The sequence below is a fragment of the Chryseomicrobium aureum genome, from assembly GCF_016909155.1.
Lineage (GTDB): Bacteria > Bacillota > Bacilli > Bacillales_A > Planococcaceae > Chryseomicrobium > Chryseomicrobium aureum.
This window is the reverse complement of sequence record NZ_JAFBFG010000014.1, coordinates 40,756-59,378: the sequence shown is the minus strand read 5'-3', so window position 1 is coordinate 59,378 and position 18,623 is coordinate 40,756. Positions and strand designations below refer to the sequence as shown.

Sequence of the window (18,623 nt, the reverse complement as noted above, 5' to 3'; positions counted from 1 at the left end):
TTCTATTGTCCAGACCACTCAAAATTTTCAATTGTCACTTTTTCACCATCGAATTGTTCAGCTAGTGACCAGACATCTAACTGGTACGTGCCTTCTGGAACAGACATCGCGGCAAGTTCTGTTGAAAGTTCTAGAGGAAGCTCCCATGTATCTCCAGCAGCTACTGTTTGCTCCGTTAGTGCTTGAGTGAACATTTTATTCATGGAATACGTGTAGACGGTCTCACCCGCGTCATCAAGCAGTTGGTATTCGAATAATTGACCACTTGTAAACGAGAGTGTCACATCCTCATCCGTGCCATTCGTAATCACAAGTGTATACTCCCCATCTTGTTCTTGAAGTTGCTGTGTCAATTCATTTGTCATCTCTTCTCCTCCTTCGCCCGAAGTCTCTCCTTGTTCAGTTGAGCCACAAGCTATAAGTAAGAAAGTGAGCATGAGTAAACCGAGTAGAACTTGTAATTTCTTTGCCATGTGCGATTCCTCCTTTAGCCATTAGACTTGCTGACTCTTTTTTTCGTTACATAAAAGCGCGAAATATTTCCAAGCAACACTTCGCCATGAGGAATGAGCTTCTGTATGGCAATAGATGCGAGAATCGGGAAGACAATTCCTGCTACTGTGAATCCAATAGGTCCAAGTAAGAAATAATCGTTTAAAATCATGTACGTAAAGATATGCAAGTACATGATGGCGATCGAGTGTTTTTCAATGACTTGCATAGGCTTCATCTCAAACTTGCTAGCAAGCAATTGGAAAATCCAAACAAACGAGAGAATCATCGCAATTGGAATGATCAAGTCCAAGAAGAAATGGTTGTAGCGCAAGAATTTGAGACTCAAATGGTAATCGATCCAACCAATTTTATCGACCACAACAGCGATTGTTGTTACTGCTATGCCTGCAACACCTACTTTATGAGGTACCTCCAACCAAAACGTCTTCAAATAGCTTCCGATTGCAAAGTACACAACGGCAATAAATGCGACATCCAGGTTCCAAAGCATCGGAATCGTCTGGCTCGCTTCATCCGGTGCTCCCCCGACGACATCCATTGCCCAGAAGCTTTGGATATGTGCGATAGTATATAATAGAGCAAGAATCACCCATTGTGTGTAGCGTTTCGTATAGAGCGTCAAGAAAGTGAAAATCACATACGAGAAATAAAGAGTTGTAATAAACCAGATGACTCCGTATGCACCTCGGGCAAATCGTCCTCCAACGAAGATTTTCAAGAAATCTTCTGCATACCAACGCCAATCGAAGTTCAACGTAGCAAGCTCAATGGAATACCGAACGGTTGTGATTGCGATTAAGAAAAAGAAATACGGGAATAACAGTTGCATAAACCGTTTTGTTAGAGACCCTTTTGCGTCTTTTAACGAATGTACTTCTTTAAAGAAAATGCCGCTAAGTAAAAAGAAAGCTGGCATATGGAACCAATAAATATATTGAATCAATGGGAATGGCATGTCATGCGGGTAATGGCCAAGAACGACGAGTATCATCAAAAATCCTTTGGCAGCATCCAGCCAGTGAATCCGTTTTTTTGCCACGGATAATCCCCCTTTCTGAAAACTGGACGAAATGGTCCACACGATATAATACCATCATTACACCCCATCTGAAACCTGGAGGAAAGTCACTATGAAAATCGTACTATTTGGAGATAGCTTAACTGCACGTCATGAAGGACTCGATAAACCAATGATCAATGCGCACCTAGAGCCACATTTTCCTGAACACCAGATTCGTAATAAAGGTGTTAGCGGAGACACAACCAATGATGCGATGAAGCGGCTACAAAAAGATGTGATAGCCGAACAGCCAGACCTTGTTGTCATCCAATTTGGTTCGAACGATTCATCTGCTCATAAACACGTTCCGCGTGAGATGTATAAAGCGAATCTGGAACAAATGGTCAAAGCGATTGGTGCAGACCGTTGTATCTTAGTGACTCCGCCACCTGTCGATGAGGAGAAGCAGACGCAGCGCTCAAATCAGGTCATTGAAGCGTATGGAGAAGCTTTAAAAGAAGTGGTAGCGGAGTTCAATACAGGGTTTGCAGACTTATACGATGCATTCATCAAACAAACTGATATGAAAACAGCTTTAAAAGGACAAGATGATGACGGACTGCACTACGGAGAAGCGGGTTATAAAGTTGTGGAGCAGACTCTTGTGCCAGTCATCAGAGAGCGTCTTCAAACGCTTCCAGAACGAAAACTCTCACTTTTTGAACGCGTCAGAAGCTGGTTTGCATAGGTGGCATCAAACAGCGCTTCATATTATAATGGAGAGCAGTGACTAGAACGGAGAATGACAATGCAACAATTTAACTTTACAACGTTACAACAAACAGAGCGCCATGCCCAAGTACTTGCAGACCGCATGTCAGGAGGCGAGGTCATCACGCTTGAAGGAGACCTAGGTGCTGGGAAGACGACATGGACAAAATACTTTGCAAAAGCGCTCGGTGTGGAAGGGACCGTCAACAGTCCAACGTTCACAATCATTAAAGAGTACGAGGGGAGAGTCCCTTTTTATCATATGGACGTATACCGTTTGGCAGACAGTGAAGAAGACCTTGGGTGGGAAGATTACTTCCGCCAAGACGCAGTCGCTGTTGTGGAGTGGGCACAGTATATCGAGTACGCTTTGCCGGATGAACGAATCGATATGACCATTCGATTTGCATCCACAGGCGAACGCGTCTGTGAAATGACGGGTACAACTCCCCGAATGAACCAATTGATTAAGGAGATGGCACATGATCTGGCTGGGAATTGATACATCGAATACACCACTGAGTGTGGCACTCGTTGAAGACGGGCAACTTTTGATTGAACATACGGATAGTTTTAAAACGACCCATTCGGTAGCTGCAATGCCGACTATCGAACGTATTATGAAAGAAGCAGGCATCACACCGGACCAGCTGTCAGCGATTGCTGTAGCGAAAGGACCTGGATCTTATACGGGCATTCGTATCGGAATGACCTTAGCGAAGACACTAGGTTGGTCACTCAACATTCCTGTCTATCCAGTGTCGAGTCTCGCGGTCCTTGCAACGCCTGGGAAGTGGTTTGACGGATTGACTGTTAGTGTGATGGATGCGCGACGCCAACACGTTTTTGCTGGTGTCTATGACAAACAAACGGTACTTACAGAAGCGCACCGCTCATTTGCAGACCTACTTGAATTTTTACACCAACAGGAACGGCCTGTTTTGTGGTGCGGACAAGATGCCAAGTTGTTTGAAGAAGCAATTTTGGCTTGCGGTTTGGTGTCGTATTTTGCAGGTGTTGGAGAGCAGCTACCACGTGCGTCTGAATTGATCAGTCTTGCACAAAAACTAGAACCAGCTACTTCCATCCACGAGCTCACACCGGACTATTTGCGGTTAACAGAAGCTGAAGTGAATTGGATGAAAGCCAATGACTGAGTTCATTACGTTTCGACGGATGACACTGGACGATGTGGATGCCGTTTGGGAACTAGAAAAAGAAGCATTCCCGACGCCTTGGTCACGAGAAGCGTTCGTCAATGAAATGCTCGCAAATCGTTTTGCTTATTATATTGTCGGAGAAAATCAGGCGTCTGAAGTGATTGCATTTTGTGGAATGTGGCTTGTGACAGATGAATGTCATATCACGAATGTAGCGGTGACGACTTGTGCTAGAGGAAACGGTTTTGGAGAAGCCTTGATGCGAGAAGCGATTCGCGTCACGCGCGAAAACGGTGGACGCGTTATGACACTCGAAGTGCGGGTCTCGAATGATACGGCGCAAAACCTCTACCGGAAGCTAGGTTTCCAAGAAGGCGGTATACGAAAAAATTATTATACGGATACGCATGAAGATGCGCTCGTAATGTGGGTGGAATTTACATGACATATATATTAGGAATTGAAACAAGTTGTGATGAGACAGCAGCTTCTATTGTAAAAGATGGAACAGTGATCGTCTCAAATGTGGTTGCTTCCCAAATTGAGAGCCATAAGCGTTTCGGAGGGGTCGTACCTGAAGTGGCGTCTCGCCATCACGTAGAGCAAATCACACTTGTCATAGAAGAAGCTCTGACGCAAGCAGCCATTGAGCCAAAAGAGTTAGACGCCGTCGCTGTGACAGAAGGTCCCGGACTTGTGGGTGCGCTTCTCATCGGTATCCAAGCTGCAAAAGCCTTTGCATTTGCACATCAGCTACCACTCATTGGCGTTCATCACATTGCTGGACATATTTATGCGAACGCACTAGAGAATCCAATGGAGTTTCCAATGCTCGCACTGGTCATCTCTGGAGGGCATACAGAACTGATCGTCATGCAAGAAGATGGTCACTTTGAAAAAATCGGAGAGACACGTGATGATGCAGCAGGCGAAGCGTATGATAAAGTAGCCCGCGTACTATCGCTTCCATATCCAGGTGGGCCTCATATCGACCGTCTTGCGTCTGAGAGTGACGGAGCAGTCGATTTCCCCCGCGTCTGGTTGGAAGAAGGTTCGTATGATTTCAGTTTTAGTGGTTTGAAGTCTGCCGTCATCAACTATCAACATAATTTGCAACAAAAAGGCCAAGAGATCAACCCATCACATGTCGCTGCTGGCTTTCAGCAAAGTGTAGTAGATGTTGTGGTTGAGAAGACGCGCCGAGCAGCGAAAAAGTATGGCGTGAAACAAGTGATTGCAGCAGGAGGGGTTGCTGCAAACAAAGGGCTACGTACGGCGTTGGAAACAACTTTCGCAGAAGCGGATGTGCCGTTTTATGTACCTAGCCTTCCGTTGTGCACGGATAATGCAGCAATGATAGCAGCAGCGGGATATTCTAAATTTATAGCAGGTGCTCGAAGCGATTATGCAATGAATGGACGACCTGGCATGCCACTTTCGAGCTGGAATGGACTGTAGAGAAATTCTCTACGGTCTTTTTTATTACAAAGATTACAGTCTTTTATCAAATGTGACATCATTCGTCAAGAGGGAACGTCTGTACTTATGCACAATTTGTGGGTAACTTGTGCATAACTATGGATAACACAATATATAGTGGGTGTATTTTGTGTATGAAACTGCAAAACCATAAAAAACACCTGTGGATAATGTGTATAAGTCTGTTGATAGTTTATTTAAAGCCATTTTCAATGTGTGCAAATCTGTGGAAAAAAACTTTTTTAAATTGCCTCTTGACCAATATGTAGATGCTTCTTGTCGAATAAAAAAGAACCAGCACGAATGCTGGTCCTGTTACAACGTTTCAAGCTCTTCTTGCAACTCAAGCCACTCCATTGACAGCGTGTCATGCTCGTCTTGTATGACTTCAAGTTCTGCATTGAGCGATGCTACTTGTTCGTGGTCACCGAATACTTCCGGTTTGCATAGCTCCTCTTCAATCACTGCTTTCTTTTGTTCGAGAACGGCTAATTGATCTTCGAGCTCTGTTACACGACGCGTGATTTGACGTTCGCGTTTTTTCGCAGACTTATCAATCTGTGTTGTCGTGACAACGGGAGTAGGAATAGATTGGTTTGCTTCTATCTGAGCTAGCTGTTTAAGTTCGAGCTCTTCTTCTTTCTTTTCTAGATAATAATCGTAATCACCTAAATAGACATGACTGCCTGTAGGTGAGAGCTCCACAACTTTTGTGGCAATACGGTTGATAAAGTACCGGTCATGGGAAACAAACAATAGTGTTCCCGGAAAATCGAGCAGGGCATTCTCGAGGACTTCTTTGCTATCAAGATCCAAGTGGTTCGTCGGCTCATCCAACACAAGTGTATTCGCTTTTACCAGCATTAATTTTGCTAGAGCAAGTCGTCCTTTTTCTCCTCCAGATAAAGAAGTGACAGGTTTCAGCACATCGTCACCTGAAAACAAGAAGCGACCAAGAGCGTTCCGCACGTCTTTTTCATTTAACATCGGCCACTCGTCCCAAAGCTCTTGCAAGACAGACTTGGATGATTTTAAATCTGCCTGATCTTGATCGTAGTAGCCAAATTGTACATTGGTTCCGTAATGAACCGTACCTTCAAAAGCAGGTACTTTTTTCATCACTGTCTTCAGCAACGTCGATTTGCCGATTCCGTTCGGACCAATCAGCGCGATGCGGTCTTTCTTATAGATAGGAAACGTAATGCCAGATGCGACTTGTTTAGATTCGTAGCCAATAGCAAGATTGTCGATACGAAGTACATCATTGCCACTTTCACGTTCGATGGAGAAGCCAAAAGATGCAGACTTTTCATCGCCAGCAGGAGAGTCCATCCAATCGGTCTTTTCCAATACTTTACGTCGTGACTGAGCCATCTTCGTTGTAGAAGCACGTGCCAAGTTACGACTGATGAAATCTTCAAGTTTCGCTTTTTCTTCTTGTTGGCGTTCAAAGGTCTTCACATCTTTTTCGTAATCCAGCGCCTTTTGTTCAAGGTACGCAGAATAGTTTCCGACATAACGGGTCATTTTCCGGCGTGAGATCTCGTACACGAGATTCGTCACTTGATCTAAAAAGTAGCGGTCATGGGAGACGATGACAATAGAGCCCGGGTAGTTCTTCAAATAATTTTCTAAAAAGCCGAGCGTTTCAATATCCAAGTGGTTGGTTGGCTCGTCTAAAAGCAGCAAGTCCGGCTGAATGAGCAGTTGTTTTGCGAGCGCTAAACGGGTCCGTTGTCCACCGGAGAGGGACTGCACAGGTTTGTCATAGTCTTCTGGGTAGAACTGAAGTCCGTGTAAAATGGACCGTGTGTCACTTTCATAGCGGAAGCCGCCTGCGTCTTTAAAGTCTTGTTGTAGTCGGTCATAGTCTTGCGTCACTTTTGCATAAAGTTCCGGGTTGTTGTAAACGTCCGGGTCGGCCATTTGGTGCTCAAGTTCGCGCAGTGTAGCCTCTTGTTTTTTGATGGGTTCGAACACAGTCATCATCTCAGCCCAAATGGATAGGGGACTGTCGAGACCAGAGTGTTGCTCCAAATAGCCAAATGTCTTGTTTTTTGGCATGACGATTTCTCCGGAGTCGTAACTCATCTCACCTGCAATAATTTTCAAAAGCGTTGATTTTCCTGCACCATTGCGGCCGACTAGTGCGACACGCTCACGTTCTTTGACTTCTAATTTACAATTGATCAAAACCTCTTCGCCTGCGAAGGATTTTGTTATATTTTGTACTTGTAGTACGATCATGCGACCACCTCTATTCTCTTCTATAAGTGTACTGGATAGTACGCCACTCGGCAATGTGCCTGCTTTACAGGAAACTCAGCTAGGTGTAAGATAAAGCTGATTTACAGGAGGCGAACAGAGTGACAGCTGACAAACAAAAAATACCTCAGGCAACGACAAAGCGTCTGCCTTTATATTATCGATTTTTGCAAAACTTTCATAAAGCCGGACAGACCCGCGTATCGTCTCAAGAACTGAGCGATGCGATGAATATCGATTCTGCAACGATCCGTCGGGACTTCTCGCACTTCGGGGCACTTGGAAAGAAAGGCTATGGCTATGATGTCGAGCATCTCTTGCAGTTTTTCCGCCAAACACTCGATCAAGATGAGGCCACAAATGTTGCTTTGATTGGTGTGGGAAACTTAGGGACAGCATTTTTAAATTACAATTTCCACAAGAACCACAACACACGGATTGTCGTCGCCTTTGATACACACGCGCCACTTGAAGGAAAGACGAAGTCAGGAATTCCTGTTTTTCATCCCGATGTATTAGAAGACAAGATTCATGAATTCGGAATCGAGTTATGTATTTTAACAGTTCCGAGTCGAACGGCACAACAGACAGCAGAACGGCTTGAAGCGACAGGGATTAAGGGAATTCTGAACTTTACACCTGTCCGTTTGAATGTCAGTCCTTCGATTCGTGTACAGACGATTGATTTATCTGTTGAATTACAGACGCTGATTTATATGATTCGTAATCACAGTTGACGTTAAACTGTCACATCTGGGGTCTGTGTAGAAATAGCAAATTGCTAGTAAATGATGTAAGATGAAGGCATACTACTTAAGGAGGTGCCCGCAATGGGAGCAGGTCCAATTAGCTTAATTGTTATTGGTATCGTTGCACTTCTTTTGTTCGGGCCGAAAAAATTACCAGAGCTTGGACGCGCTATGGGTTCAACTTTGCGTGAATTTAAGACGGCTACAAAAGGCTTAGCAGATGACGACGATGATGATGTTAAAAAAGTAGATCCACCGAAATCTGACGTGAAGTAAGTTAAGTTAGGATGTTCTTTCATGAATAATAATGAATTTACAGTGGTGGAACATTTAGATGAGCTCCGAAAACGGTTGTTTGTTATGGTCTTCTTCCTAACGATTGCTGTGATTGGTAGCTTTTTTTTAGCGAAACCATTGATAAACTATTTACAAAATGCGGAACCCGCTCAAAATATTACGTTAAATGCTTTACAGGTCGTTGATCCATTTTTGATTTACCTGAAAGTAGTGTTGTTTCTAGCCTTTACGTTTACGTCTCCGATTATCTCGTACCAACTGTGGGCATTTGTAAGCCCAGGACTGCAAGAGCAGGAGCGACGTGCCACACTGAGCTATATCCCGTTCGCTTTTCTATTGTTTCTTGGCGGGGTATCGTTCTCGTATTTCTTGTTGTTCCCTTACCTCATGACCTTTATGACGGGACTTGCAACAGAACTTGGAATTACACAGATTATCAGTATCAACGATTACTTTAATTTCATTTTCCAGATTACGATTCCGTTTGGGATAATCTTTCAACTACCCATAGTGTTGTTATTTTTGACGCGTCTTGGACTTGTGAATCCACAGATGCTCGTAAAAGCGCGGAAGATGGCGTACTTTGTATTATTTGTCATCGCGGCATTTATTACGCCACCAGACCTTGTCTCGCATCTCTTTACATCCGTCCCACTGTTTATCTTATATGAGATCAGTATCGCGATTTCGCGTGTCGGGTACCGGAAGTATTTGGCGGCTGAGGCAAAACGAAAGCTTGAAGAACAGCAACTTCATCAGACGAAGTAAAAGACCATCCGCGGATGGTCTTTTTTTATGTCAGGAATTGAATGAAGAACTGGATGAACAATTGGCCTTGGCGTTCTGCAAAGCGTTCTAAGTCTTCTCTAAAGAATTGAACGAGGACAACAAATCCGTTCAACAGCATGTGTGCAATGATGGATGCTGCAATGCGTTTTGTTTTGTAGTAAATAAACGCGAATATAAAACCAGAGACCGAATACAGTAGAATGTGGCTCAGTTCAAAGTGAATGATCCCGAACATCACGGAACTGATGAGTGCTGCAATAAAGAAATTGGTCTTTGGAAGCAGCATGCCGAATAAGATACGACGGAACAAGATTTCTTCTAAAATTGGTGCGAAAATTGCAATCGCAAAAATGACGACAGGCACCGAGCGTGCGATTTCGATGAACAGTGCTGTATTTTCAGAACCTGGTTCAATTCCAATCAATTGCTCAATCCAAGCAGCACCTGCTTGTCCAAACAGCACCATGAAGAATCCTGCGATACCCCAGCCAAGTACGCCAAAGTTCGAGGCGGGTTTCGGGCCAAGTGGTTTTAGAAATGTTTTATCTTTTCGAATGAAATAGAAGAAGATAATTACTGCTGCGAGCATGCTAGAAAAGATCCACCAGCCGACTGCTTGCATCCTAGGGTCTTCTACACCCATGCTTTCAAAGAGAAAGAGGAGCGGGATTGGGCCGACTGCACCTGCGAGTTGCATGATGACGTAGGTAATCAGCAAAGAGAATGCTATTTTTTGATGTGACATGTATAGGTAAGTCCTTTCTGAGCTGTGGTTCTTCTATTGTAACGCATGAAAAAAATTTAGCCAAAAATTCACCTTCTGACTTGCAATCGTTCCTGTCGTTTATTATTATAAGAATTGTGTTAGCACTCTGTGAGTGAGAGTGCTAATAAATCATTTACCATTTATCAGGGAGGTCGTTTCATTTGTTAAAACCACTAGGTGATCGTATTGTTATCGAATTAGTCGAGGCAGAAGAAAAAACAGCTTCAGGTATTGTACTTCCAGATTCTGCGAAGGAAAAGCCACAAGAAGGTAAAGTACTTGCTGTCGGTACGGGTCGCACCCTTGATAACGGCACACGTGCTGAATTAGATGTGCAGGTTGGGGATCGCGTCTTGTATTCAAAATACGCAGGAACAGAAGTAAAGTACGACGGTAAAGAACTACTTATTCTTCGTGAAGCTGATATTTTAGCGGTTATCCAATAACAAGGAGGAACATCAATTATGGCAAAAGAAATTAAATTTAGTGAAGATGCACGCAGCGCAATGCTTCGTGGCGTAGATAAATTAGCAGATGCAGTAAAAGTGACGCTTGGTCCAAAAGGGCGCAACGTCGTATTAGAAAAGAAATTCGGTTCACCACTGATTACAAATGATGGTGTGACAATTGCAAAAGACATCGAGCTTGAAGATGCGTTTGAAAACATGGGTGCTAAGCTTGTAGCTGAAGTAGCTTCGAAAACAAATGATATCGCAGGGGACGGTACGACAACTGCAACAGTCCTAGCACAAGCGATGATTCGTGAAGGTTTGAAAAACGTAACAGCTGGCGCTAACCCAGTCGGTATCCGTAAAGGAATCGATAAAGCAGTCGCAGCAGCTATTACAGAATTAAAAGCAATCTCAAAAGAAATCGAAGGCAAAGATTCGATTGCACAAGTAGCTTCTATTTCTTCTGGCGACAATGAAGTCGGTGAATTGATTGCAGAAGCGATGGAGCGCGTTGGGAACGATGGCGTCATTACAATCGAAGAATCAAAAGGATTCACGACTGAGCTAGACGTCGTAGAAGGTATGCAGTTTGACCGCGGATATGCGTCTCCTTACATGGTGACGGATTCTGATAAGATGGAAGCGGTCCTTGAAAATCCATATATCTTAGTAACGGATAAAAAGATTGCAAGCATTCAAGAAATCCTACCAGTGCTTGAGCAAGTCGTACAACAATCAAAACCACTTCTATTGATCTCTGAAGATGTGGAAGGCGAAGCACTAGCCACTCTAGTTGTGAACAAATTACGTGGAACATTCAATGCAGTAGCAGTTAAAGCTCCTGGATTCGGTGACCGTCGTAAAGCGATGCTTGAAGATATCGCTACATTAACAGGTGCTGAAGTGATTACAGAAGATCTAGGTCTTGAGTTGAAATCAGCGAACATCACGCAACTTGGTCGTGCTGCGAAAGTCGTTGTAACGAAAGAAAACACGACAATCGTTGAAGGTGCTGGAGACTCTGACCGCATTGCAGGTCGCGTCAACCAAATCCGTGCACAATTAGAAGAAACAACTTCTGAGTTCGACAAAGAGAAGCTTCAAGAGCGTCTAGCGAAACTTGCTGGCGGTGTTGCAGTAATCAAAGTCGGAGCAGCTACTGAAACAGAATTAAAAGAGCGTAAACTTCGCATTGAAGATGCTTTGAATGCTACGCGTGCAGCTGTTGAAGAAGGAATCGTATCCGGTGGAGGTACAGCTTTAGTTAACGTCTACAACAAAGTAGCAGAAACTTTAGATACAGTAGAAGGCGACGTAGCAACTGGAGTGCGCATCGTGTTACGTGCTCTAGAAGAGCCAGTGCGTCAAATCGCTACAAACGCAGGTCTTGAAGGTTCTATCGTTGTAGACCGCTTGAAGCGTGAAGAAATCGGTATCGGTTTCAACGCAGCAACAGGTGAATGGGTGAACATGATGGATGCAGGTATTGTGGACCCAACGAAAGTCACGCGTTCAGCTTTACAAAATGCAGCTTCAGTTGCTTCATTGTTCTTAACAACAGAAGCAGTCGTTGCTGACATCCCTGAGCCAGCTGGTGGCGGTATGCCAGATATGGGTGGCATGGGTGGAATGGGCGGCATGATGTAAATTAACGCTCGAAAACCTTGTTATATCAAGGGTTTAAGCGTGTTACATTAGGTAATCTGTCTTAAAAAATCACATTTCACTAACATTTATTTTGAATTTCCGATTTTGAGGATGTTTCCGAAAGTCTGATGGACTTTTTGTGAAGCATCCTCTTTCATTTTATCAGTAACATGTGTATAAATTTTTAAAGTAGTTTTCATATCATCATGTCCAACGCGCTTCATAATTGTTTTAATGTCGATACCCGCCTCAGCATACATACTGATATGAGTGTGGCGGAAAATATGAGGTGTTGCATATTTTTTAATTGATGTTTTTTCTAAAAGCCGTTCCATTCGAACAACGATATTTTTTTGAATTAAGGGGTATCCATTTTCTCTACAGAAAATAAAATTCTCATCGTGAAAATCATCATATTTATGCCTGTTAGCCAAAATAAGTTTAGCTTGTCTCTTCTTGTGGGCTTTTAGCATATTTATTATCTCTACATCTAAATCTAATGTTCTAATTGATCCTTTAGTCTTTGGAGGGGTTAACTCATATTTCCTCATATTGTTGTCCTCGTTATAAAGTGTCTTAGTGATTCGAACCTCTTTTGTTTTGAAGTTAATATCAGACCACTTCAAAGCACATAGTTCACCTGATCTCATCCCAGAGAATGCTAAAAGATAAAATGTCTCTAAATCGAGATTGAGACCATGTTCTTTAACTGTTAAAAGAAACTCTGTAAGCTCGCCTCTTTCTAAATATTTTTCCTCAATGTTACTATTCTCAATTTCTTCTACAGTAAGCCTTTTTTGAGGGACTACTGCCCCGATACTCGGACTTTCTTTAATTAGCTTTTCTTTAATTGCATATTTAAAAATCATGCCAGCTGTAGTATGTACACCACTAATAGTAGTTCTAGCATAATCTTTATCTGTTAAATCTTTTAATATTTTTTGATACATCTTATGTGATATTTTGTCTATGTTAACTTTTGCGATATAACGGTTTAAAATTTTAATTTCTTTTTCTCTAATTCTTATGGTGCTACGCTTTTTTCCAGTTAATGAATACTGCTCCATCCAGTCTATAGCTACTTTATCAAAAGGCATTTTTTTGATCCTTTTTTCATCAATTCCATCTTCCTGTAGCTTTCTTAATGCATCAAGTACACGTTTTTCTGCTTCTTTTTTTGTTTTAGCTCTACGTGATATTTGCTTTCTTTCTCCTGTTACTGGATCCCGGGGCCCGTCAGCTACACAGACCCATTTTTTACCTTTTATTAGTTCCCTGCAATACATATTTATCCCTCCTATAAGCTAAACAAGTATAAATGATGCTTTTCTCTCATTAGGTAGTAATTTCAAAACCTCTTCAATGTCTGGGAGTTGAATAATAAACTGGCTAACTTGCCAAGGCTCAACTCCATGTTTAAGGATTCGTTGCTTTATTTGATTAAGGTTTAAACCTAGTTGGCATTCGTGTAGGTTATTAGTTAATAAATCCTCTATATTTATTGTTGCACTCATTATTGAGTCGTCGAAATCATCTCTCTCAAAATATTCAAATGGTGCAATAACTTCAAAATAATAGGTTTCCTGATCCCAAGGAATTTCCAAGGGTCTGAAAGTCAAAACATACCAGAATGGTACTTGGTTTCCTTCAAAATAATCATAGTATACTCGTTGTTTTGGCATTAGACTGTAACTCCTTTTGGTGATTTTTTTTTGATATTTGCCTTTTAAGCTTGTCCAAAAGTGATTTAGTTTCACTAGACCAATTTTCAGGGTTGGATTTTGGATACATTGAATTCATGTACACTCTAATTTCTTGATCTGACTTTGATAATTGCAACTGATTTCTAAAATGAATAAGTCTCTTATTAGCAAACTCTTGTGTAACTTTAAATTTCTTCGTAACAAATGGAATTCCATCTTGAACATTAAAATAATTAGTAATCTTATATTTTAGTAACATAAATGTTGGTACACAGAAGTGAAGTGAGAAATTGTCTGCCTTTGCCTCTTGTAAATCTAATAATGGATCACACATTAGTAATAATTGGTTACCATCCTGTCTTAATAAGTGACAAAGTTCATGAGCAAAATCTTGCCATTGTTCTTCTGGGGATAATCTACAATCAATTATAATTTCACCATTATATATACGACTAGAAAATTCCTCAAAGTGAACCAAAATACCTAAGCGGTCTGCAATTTTTAACAAGTCTAGTTGGTCAGGATAATAAATATCGATATTAAGATAAAATTCTTTAATCCAGTCTTCTAATAACGTTGTTTGATACTTCATTAGTTTCACTCTCCTTGCGAATATATGTTCGGTTTTATGTTATAAAGAAAAGCCCTATAATTAGGGCTTTATTTATTTTTATCTCTCTCTTTAATAAATTCCCAAAAACGAATTAACTCTTCAATTTTCTCTTCGGGCGCATCCTTTAAATCTTTAAAAAAAATTTGAGTCTTAGGATCAAGGAATTCTTTCCACATCTCATCTGGGGAATGGGTATTTTCATTTCCTGTAATTAAGTAGTCAATGGAAACTTCAAACAAGGAAGATAATTTTTTTAATGAATCAAAATCGGGTTGAGCATTTTCTTTTTCGTACTTGCCGTAAGCTTGGCGAGTAATTCCTAAGTAATTTGCCACCTCTTGCTGAGACATCTTTTTATTTGACCTAAGTTTTTTTAATCTATCAGAAAACATATAATTATCCCCATTTCAGAATCATCTATGTTAATGATTATATAGCAACAAAAAGTTGCTTTCTATAATTGAAACAAAAAGTTGCGTAAAAAGGTTGACAGCAACTTTAAGTTGCGTATAATAATAAATATAAAGCAACTTAAAGTTGCGATTGGAGGTGTAATAAATGACTAGACAGGAACTTCAAAAGTTGTTAACTAGGAAGAGAACTAAGTTAGGCTATACTCATCAAGAAGTTGCTGATTTATTAGGAACAGGTATCACTAGACAATATTATAGCATGATTGAAAAAGGAGAACGTAGACCTTCTGTAGATGTAGCAAAAAAACTTGGTGAACTTCTTGGAATAAATTGGACCATTTTTTTTGAGTAAAAAAGCAACCTAAAGTCGCTTGATGTAAATACTCATAAGGAGGTGATTGTAATGTTCAAATTAGATTTAGTATTCGATGATCAATCAATTAATTATCTGGCCAAAGGTATTTGCAGTGATTTTAGAATTCTTCTCGAACGCTTCATTGAAAATGATCTTCTCGGAGATGTAGTTCAGCGATTTAGAAGAGCAATTAATACTATGGGGAAAATACATAAATTAGCTTATATAAGTATTGACGATTGTAAAATGTTTGAAGATTATATGACGAAATATTCCACTTTTGAACATTCTCAGTCATATGAAACACCTGTTATGTTACCTGAGCCAGATGAGCTAAAGGAAGACATGGAATTTTTGAAAGCGTGGTTAAACGAGTTTAAGAAGCGTACGGCAAAAGTATAATTTTACAATTATGAACATAAGGTGAGCACAAACTTAGAGATAATGTTGTGTTCTCCTTTATAAATAAGTAAGGAGTAAAATGAAATGAAATTTAAGTTTTCTATAAAAGAAGCTGAATTTGTAATGACAAAGGATGAATTAGCGTATCAAGAGGTTTTGGATGATTTCGGTAGAGCTGAATATGTTTGTATACTAACATATAATATTTCTGCAAGGAGTCTGGAATTACTAAGGTACATAGATAAGCTTAAAGATACCACTGAAGTTGATATTATTTCTAATATTCCAAATCGATATGAAGAATATACTAGTCACTTTGCAAAAGGAAGAGCTAGAAAGATGATCAATATCTATTTAAATAAGCTTAATCCAGAAAAATACAATTCTTTATTAAGCTCTTATTTTTGCTTTGAAAATCACGCGAAAATAGTTATGACTAATAATATTATTTATATAGGATCATCTAATTTCTCAGATGAATCTAGTAAAAGTTTTGAATGTGGTATTATCTCTAAAGATAGTGATTTTATACAATATATAAAAAATGAAGTTATCCCCTATATAAAAGATGAATCTGAACAATATTATTCTCATGACTCTATCAATTCTCTGAGAATAAACTTCAAATTTATTTATTACAAATTAGTAAGTGTAATAGAAGAAGTACGTATGTCGTGTTATTCAATTGCAGACCATCAAGGAAAGCATTGGGAGTATTTTGATTTGATAAATAATAGGTATTATTTACAAGAGAGTTTGGAAAGATTGAATTCAAATTTTGAAGAGTTTGAAGATATTATTCCGACAGTATTAGAATCATTGGATGAACTGGATGTTAATATAGAAAAAATAGAAAATATTATCGATGAAATAAATATTGAAGGAATTAAGCTCCTATATTCCGATGATACAAATATTTATAATCTATTAACATTTGATAATCAAAGTTATGCAATGGAATATATAAATGATAATGAGATGTTCATTGCTGTGGAAGATATAGATGAATTTCGAGAATCAGCTTCCCAGGTGGCATTTGAGAAAGAAAGTGAACTTGAAGAATTAGCGAAAGATGATGTTAATGAGCTTCTTGAAAATTTAGCTGAATTTATAAAAGATATAGAAAAAATACTAAATGAAATTCCAGATATAGTTAATAAAAATTTGGATAATACAAAATGATATAAAAAGTATAATTTGTAATAAAAAAGGACCGCTCTCAAGATGTGAGTGATAATATCCCCTACGAGTAGACAGTGTAAAAAAGACATTTTTAAAATTTTTTATATACCAACACTCAAATAATTCATTAAATACAAAAAAAACAATAGCCCCCCAGCTCAATAGCTTTTCGCTAACATTTAGTTTAATAGAAGAAAAACACCCTTGGTGCCAAAAAGGTGCCGAATGGGTGCCGATATTTATATTTTTGCATATAGTTGAGTGAATATTTTATCAGGAGCAAACGTCCTCGAGAGTGGATAGATTAAGGTTAGATTGTATGATATTTTCAGGTAAAACCTCACAATCTATGGGCGGCATGATGTAAAAAACACATCGTAATCCTTACACACAAGGAATTACGATGTGATTTTCATATGAACATGACCTTTAAATCCGATTACCAAAAGAGATTCTATCGATATTTTTTGTGACCACTGACCACCAAATTGACCACGATTCGGCTAGATAAATTTATATTTTTATAGATAGATAATTTTTGATAGAAATAAACTTATATCTTTTTGTTCGAAAGAATACATGTATATATAAACCTGAAACCAAATACGACACATGTGGAGTGTGTTTGCAAAAATTAACCCTTATATTGTAACCAGTAAAAAACACTTGCTAGTATAAAAAGGACTTTTGCGAATCGACCCTGATTTCGTTTATTGCGAATTCGAGGTCTTTTTCTTGGTACACCCTTTCCCATATTCAATATCATCCTTAAGAGAGCTAATATACGCTTTTAACTCCAGTATGCATAGATCATGCGTTAATAAGGAGTTTGTGAAAAATTGTACTTAAAACTAACGAGCAAGCTAGTTGAAGAATGGTGTTTAATTTGTTCAACAAACGGGCAAATTAATTTAATAAGAAGTTGCAAAAAATCCCACTGTTTATACAGTTATATTTTTGCACTTGAACCAAATTTACAAAACATTAATAAATCAATAATATTCCATTTACAAACTACTGGTACTATAAAACTTGTAAGAGGGAATATTAACAAAAATAAAATGAATATTAGTTGATCATATAGGTGGAGAATTGGAGAAAACCTTTGTATAGCTAATTTTCACAATATACATATATATTAACATTCTATATATGTACATTGTGTTAAAGCTACGCAAATGTGTTTTCTCCTTTTTATTTTATCTATATTCTAGTTTCCATCTGAAAAATAAGGGGGATGTAAGGTTGAGTGAATTTTCTATTAACAATCCCGTCATAGCAGCCGTAAGGGATGTTAAATACATGAATTATGCAGTACAGACACCTATCGATACCATATTTTTAATGACGGGTGATATCTTAACTTTAGAAGAAAATGTCAAGATTGCTAGAAACAATGATAAAAAGATCTTTATACATGTTGATCTTGTTAAAGGGCTAGCAAAAGATAAAGAAGGCATTAAATATTTATCAAGGCAGGTAAAGCCTGATGGAATTGTTACTACTAAAACCCATTTACTTCTTGCAGCAAAAAAAGAGGGGATTCTTACTGTTCAACATTTATTTTTACTAGACACTCAAGCTTATGAAATAGGAATAAAAAATATTCTAGATGTAAAGCCAGATGCAGTTGAAATTATGCCAGGATTAATGCCTAGAGTTATTAAAGATTTAAAGCAACAAATTCCTTGTCCAATTATCTGTGCTGGTCTAATTAAAGAGGAGCATGAAGTAAAAGAAGCTTTAAAAGCAGGGGCTACTGCTACAGCAATCGGTGATCAATCCCTTTGGGATTTAAATATATCTAAATAAATCTAACATCATCATTATCCAGGTGGTTTTCAAATATGTCGAAAAATAATAATCAATATGTAATGGTAATTAGCATCGACGGTATGTTGAACCATTACTTGAAAGATGACCGACGTGGCGCCGACGATTGCCCGGTTAATCGGCGCGGATTGGTCTCATGCCGATTCTTAGTAGAATTGGAAGCTGGTTCAAGTGCTCTAGCTGTAGGTGCATCTTAACCTTGGAAATTAAAACTAAATTAGCAATGATAAA

General features: G+C 39.4%; 23 protein-coding genes. 15 read left to right on the top strand and 8 right to left on the bottom strand.

The features are described from left to right. Window positions 1–2: 2 nt before the first annotated feature. Both JOD03_RS10125 and JOD03_RS10120 read right to left on the bottom strand, forming a co-directional pair. Complete coding sequence (locus tag JOD03_RS10125; RefSeq protein ID WP_204590752.1) at window positions 3–473, bottom strand: BsuPI-related putative proteinase inhibitor; 471 nt, start codon at window positions 471–473, stop codon at window positions 3–5. Between the two features lie 14 nt (window positions 474–487). Then, window positions 488–1,555: an acyltransferase family protein gene (locus JOD03_RS10120; protein ID WP_204590751.1), complete on the bottom strand. Its 1,068-nt coding sequence runs from the start codon at window positions 1,553–1,555 to the stop codon at window positions 488–490. Between the two features lie 91 nt (window positions 1,556–1,646). On the opposite strand from JOD03_RS10120, the gene JOD03_RS10115 reads away from it, so the two are divergent. From JOD03_RS10115 to tsaD, 5 genes are read left to right on the top strand one after another with little or no spacing between them, the layout of a single operon-like run. Continuing rightward, window positions 1,647–2,264, top strand: a complete 618-nt coding sequence (locus JOD03_RS10115; protein ID WP_204590750.1) for an SGNH/GDSL hydrolase family protein — start codon at window positions 1,647–1,649, stop codon at window positions 2,262–2,264. A gap of 60 nt (window positions 2,265–2,324) precedes the next feature. Continuing rightward, window positions 2,325–2,789 carry a tRNA (adenosine(37)-N6)-threonylcarbamoyltransferase complex ATPase subunit type 1 TsaE gene (gene tsaE, locus JOD03_RS10110; RefSeq protein ID WP_239584933.1) on the top strand — a complete coding sequence of 155 codons (465 nt, stop codon included), beginning with the start codon at window positions 2,325–2,327 and terminating at the stop codon, window positions 2,787–2,789. Beyond that, window positions 2,770–3,444: a tRNA (adenosine(37)-N6)-threonylcarbamoyltransferase complex dimerization subunit type 1 TsaB gene (gene tsaB / locus JOD03_RS10105; protein ID WP_204590748.1), complete on the top strand. Its 675-nt coding sequence runs from the start codon at window positions 2,770–2,772 to the stop codon at window positions 3,442–3,444. The genes tsaE and tsaB overlap by 20 nt, the downstream gene beginning before the upstream one ends. Then, a complete protein-coding gene (gene rimI / locus JOD03_RS10100) occupies window positions 3,437–3,892 on the top strand; it encodes a ribosomal protein S18-alanine N-acetyltransferase (RefSeq protein ID WP_204590746.1) in 456 nt (151 codons plus the stop codon). Before tsaB ends, rimI begins: the two co-directional genes overlap by 8 nt. Beyond that, entirely contained in the window at window positions 3,889–4,905 is a 1,017-nt protein-coding gene (tsaD, locus tag JOD03_RS10095) for a tRNA (adenosine(37)-N6)-threonylcarbamoyltransferase complex transferase subunit TsaD (RefSeq protein WP_204590744.1), read from the top strand. Before rimI ends, tsaD begins: the two co-directional genes overlap by 4 nt. 336 nt (window positions 4,906–5,241) lie before the next feature. Here the strand turns inward: tsaD and JOD03_RS10090 are convergent, their stop codons facing one another. Next, window positions 5,242–7,173, bottom strand: coding sequence for an ABC-F family ATP-binding cassette domain-containing protein (locus JOD03_RS10090; protein ID WP_204590742.1), 1,932 nt, complete (start codon window positions 7,171–7,173; stop codon window positions 5,242–5,244). A 119-nt stretch (window positions 7,174–7,292) separates the two neighbouring features. Between JOD03_RS10090 and JOD03_RS10085 the strand changes: the two genes are divergently transcribed. The 3 genes from JOD03_RS10085 to tatC all read left to right on the top strand — a co-directional run bounded on the left by JOD03_RS10085 (window position 7,293) and on the right by tatC (window position 9,005). Next, complete coding sequence (locus tag JOD03_RS10085) at window positions 7,293–7,928, top strand: redox-sensing transcriptional repressor Rex (protein ID WP_204590740.1); 636 nt, start codon at window positions 7,293–7,295, stop codon at window positions 7,926–7,928. Window positions 7,929–8,021: 93 nt separating this feature from the next. Continuing rightward, the gene (locus JOD03_RS10080) at window positions 8,022–8,216 is read left to right on the top strand and encodes a twin-arginine translocase TatA/TatE family subunit (RefSeq protein WP_204590738.1); all 195 of its coding nucleotides are present in this window, start codon (window positions 8,022–8,024) and stop codon (window positions 8,214–8,216) included. Between the two features lie 21 nt (window positions 8,217–8,237). After that, on the top strand, window positions 8,238–9,005 hold the full coding sequence (gene tatC / locus JOD03_RS10075) for a twin-arginine translocase subunit TatC (protein ID WP_204590735.1): 768 nt from the start codon (window positions 8,238–8,240) through the stop codon (window positions 9,003–9,005). 25 nt (window positions 9,006–9,030) lie between these two features. Here the strand turns inward: tatC and JOD03_RS10070 are convergent, their stop codons facing one another. Next, window positions 9,031–9,771: a CPBP family intramembrane glutamic endopeptidase gene (locus JOD03_RS10070; protein ID WP_204590733.1), complete on the bottom strand. Its 741-nt coding sequence runs from the start codon at window positions 9,769–9,771 to the stop codon at window positions 9,031–9,033. A 182-nt stretch (window positions 9,772–9,953) separates the two neighbouring features. Here JOD03_RS10070 and groES point away from each other — a divergent pair, with 182 nt between their 5' ends. Further along, entirely contained in the window at window positions 9,954–10,238 is a 285-nt protein-coding gene (groES, locus tag JOD03_RS10065) for a co-chaperone GroES (protein WP_204590731.1), read from the top strand. 18 nt (window positions 10,239–10,256) lie between these two features. Further along, complete coding sequence (gene groL / locus JOD03_RS10060) at window positions 10,257–11,891, top strand: chaperonin GroEL (RefSeq protein WP_204590729.1); 1,635 nt, start codon at window positions 10,257–10,259, stop codon at window positions 11,889–11,891. An 86-nt stretch (window positions 11,892–11,977) separates the two neighbouring features. Here the strand turns inward: groL and JOD03_RS10055 are convergent, their stop codons facing one another. From JOD03_RS10055 to JOD03_RS10040, 4 genes are all read right to left on the bottom strand, one after another. Further along, window positions 11,978–13,177: a tyrosine-type recombinase/integrase gene (locus tag JOD03_RS10055; RefSeq protein ID WP_204590727.1), complete on the bottom strand. Its 1,200-nt coding sequence runs from the start codon at window positions 13,175–13,177 to the stop codon at window positions 11,978–11,980. A gap of 18 nt (window positions 13,178–13,195) precedes the next feature. After that, window positions 13,196–13,573 carry a hypothetical protein gene (locus tag JOD03_RS10050; protein WP_204590725.1) on the bottom strand — a complete coding sequence of 126 codons (378 nt, stop codon included), beginning with the start codon at window positions 13,571–13,573 and terminating at the stop codon, window positions 13,196–13,198. Further along, the gene (locus JOD03_RS10045) at window positions 13,548–14,186 is read right to left on the bottom strand and encodes an ImmA/IrrE family metallo-endopeptidase (RefSeq protein WP_204590723.1); all 639 of its coding nucleotides are present in this window, start codon (window positions 14,184–14,186) and stop codon (window positions 13,548–13,550) included. The genes JOD03_RS10050 and JOD03_RS10045 overlap by 26 nt, the downstream gene beginning before the upstream one ends. A gap of 68 nt (window positions 14,187–14,254) precedes the next feature. Then, window positions 14,255–14,599 (bottom strand): helix-turn-helix domain-containing protein, encoded by a 345-nt coding sequence (locus JOD03_RS10040; RefSeq protein ID WP_204590721.1) that lies wholly within the window; start codon window positions 14,597–14,599, stop codon window positions 14,255–14,257. Window positions 14,600–14,765: 166 nt separating this feature from the next. Here JOD03_RS10040 and JOD03_RS10035 point away from each other — a divergent pair, with 166 nt between their 5' ends. From JOD03_RS10035 to JOD03_RS10015, 5 genes are all read left to right on the top strand, one after another. Further along, complete coding sequence (locus tag JOD03_RS10035) at window positions 14,766–14,972, top strand: helix-turn-helix transcriptional regulator (protein WP_204590720.1); 207 nt, start codon at window positions 14,766–14,768, stop codon at window positions 14,970–14,972. A 51-nt stretch (window positions 14,973–15,023) separates the two neighbouring features. Then, window positions 15,024–15,377 (top strand): hypothetical protein, encoded by a 354-nt coding sequence (locus JOD03_RS10030; RefSeq protein ID WP_204590719.1) that lies wholly within the window; start codon window positions 15,024–15,026, stop codon window positions 15,375–15,377. 84 nt (window positions 15,378–15,461) lie between these two features. Beyond that, window positions 15,462–16,559, top strand: a complete 1,098-nt coding sequence (locus JOD03_RS10025) for a phospholipase D-like domain-containing protein (RefSeq protein ID WP_204590718.1) — start codon at window positions 15,462–15,464, stop codon at window positions 16,557–16,559. A 1,152-nt stretch (window positions 16,560–17,711) separates the two neighbouring features. Beyond that, window positions 17,712–18,371, top strand: coding sequence for a glycerol-3-phosphate responsive antiterminator (locus tag JOD03_RS10020; protein WP_275580382.1), 660 nt, complete (start codon window positions 17,712–17,714; stop codon window positions 18,369–18,371). 35 nt (window positions 18,372–18,406) lie between these two features. Further along, window positions 18,407–18,589 carry a hypothetical protein gene (locus JOD03_RS10015; RefSeq protein WP_204590716.1) on the top strand — a complete coding sequence of 61 codons (183 nt, stop codon included), beginning with the start codon at window positions 18,407–18,409 and terminating at the stop codon, window positions 18,587–18,589. Window positions 18,590–18,623: the final 34 nt, after the last annotated feature.